The sequence below is a fragment of the Streptomyces muensis genome, assembly GCF_021474425.1.
Taxonomy (GTDB): Bacteria; Actinomycetota; Actinomycetes; order Streptomycetales; family Streptomycetaceae; genus Streptomyces; species Streptomyces muensis.
In genome coordinates this window covers 1-1,803 of the sequence record NZ_JAKEIP010000540.1, presented here as the reverse complement: position 1 = coordinate 1,803, position 1,803 = coordinate 1, and the positions used below count along the sequence as shown (strand labels likewise).

Genomic DNA, 1,803 nt, shown 5'->3' with positions numbered 1-1,803 from the left:
GTGGGTGGGGGATAGGGATGGCAATGCCTCGTCCGCAAACGCCGGACGGGCTGAGAGCGCTGGAGACGGCCGTGGATAAGTGTTTGCCCGGTGGTGGGTGTCGACCGCAGAATGCGGCCCTATGGGACATCTGGAGGCCGCGCATCTCGAGTACTACCTTCCCGATGGGAGGGCGCTGCTCGGCGATGTGTCGTTCCGGGTGGGGGAAGGGGCCGCTGTCGCGCTCGTCGGGCCCAACGGGGCCGGGAAGACGACGCTGCTGCGGCTGATCGCGGGGGAGCTGAAACCGCACGGGGGGACCGTCACCGTCAGTGGCGGGCTCGGGGTGATGCGGCAGTTCGTGGGGTCCGTGCGGGATGAGACGACCGTGCGTGATCTGCTCGTGTCGGTCGCGCCGCCCCGTATCCGGGAGGCCGCGCGGGCCGTCGACGCCGCCGAGCACGCCATCATGACCGTGGACGACGAGGCCGCCCAGCTGAAGTACGCGCAGGCGCTCGCCGACTGGGCCGAGGCGCGCGGGTACGAGGCGGAGACGCTGTGGGACATGTGCACCATGGCCGCGCTCGGGGTGCCGTACGACAAGGCGCAGTGGCGGCAGGTGCGGACCCTGTCGGGGGGTGAGCAGAAGCGGCTGGTGCTGGAGGCGTTGCTGCGGGGCACCGACGAGGTGCTGCTGCTCGACGAACCGGACAACTACCTCGACGTGCCCGGCAAGCGGTGGCTGGAGGAGCGGCTGAAGGAGACGCGCAAGACGGTTCTCTTCGTCTCCCACGACCGTGAACTGCTCGCCCGTGCCGCCGAGAAGATCGTCTCCGTCGAGCCCTCGCCCGCCGGCGCGGACGCCTGGGTGCACGGTGGCGGCTTCGCGACCTACCACGACGCGCGGCGTGAACGCTTCGCCCGTTTCGAGGAGTTGCGCAGGCGCTGGGACGAGAAGCACGCCCAGTTGAAGAAGCTGGTGCTGACGCTCCGTCAAGCGGCGGAGAACAGCGCGGACCTGGCCTCCCGTTACCGGGCGGCCCAGACCCGGCTGCGCAAGTTCGAGGAGGCGGGGCCGCCGCCGGAGCCGCCGCGTGAGCAGGACATCCGGATGCGGCTGAAGGGCGGGCGTACCGGGGTGCGGGCCGTCACCTGTGAAGGGCTTGAGCTGACGGGGCTGATGAAGCCGTTCTCGTTGGAGGTCTTCTACGGCGAACGTGTCGCCGTCCTCGGCTCCAACGGTTCCGGCAAGTCGCACTTTCTGCGGCTGCTGGCCGGCGAGGACGTGGCGCATACGGGGGCGTGGAAGCTGGGGGCGCGGGTCGTGCCCGGGCACTTCGCGCAGACGCACGCGCATCCTGAGCTGATGGGGCGGACGTTGCTCGACATTCTGTGGAAGGAGCATGCCCAGGACCGGGGGGCGGCGATGTCCCGGCTGCGGCGCTATGAACTCACCCGCCAGGCCGAGCAGACCTTCGACCGTCTCTCCGGCGGGCAGCAGGCCCGTTTCCAGATCCTCCTGCTGGAACTGGAAGGCGTCACCGCGCTCCTCCTCGACGAGCCGACCGACAACCTCGACCTGGAGTCCGCGGAGGCGCTTCAGGAGGGCCTTGAAGCCTTCGAGGGGACAGTGCTGTCCGTCACCCACGATCGCTGGTTCGCCCGGTCCTTCGACAGGTATCTGGTCTTCGGAAGCGACGGCCGGGTACGGGAGACGGCAGAGCCCGTCTGGGACGAACGCCGAGTCCAGCGAGCACGCTGACTCCCCTTCGCCCCCGCCGCCCCTACCCGTCCCATCCCTGGGGGCCTGCGGCCCCCAGGGAT

At 69.9% G+C, this 1,803-nt stretch carries 1 protein-coding gene; it reads left to right on the top strand.

Annotated features, from left to right (window positions below):
- Window positions 1–121 precede the first annotated feature (121 nt).
- On the top strand, window positions 122–1,741 hold the full coding sequence (locus L0P92_RS44155; protein WP_234768769.1) for an ABC-F family ATP-binding cassette domain-containing protein: 1,620 nt from the start codon (window positions 122–124) through the stop codon (window positions 1,739–1,741).
- Window positions 1,742–1,803: the final 62 nt, after the last annotated feature.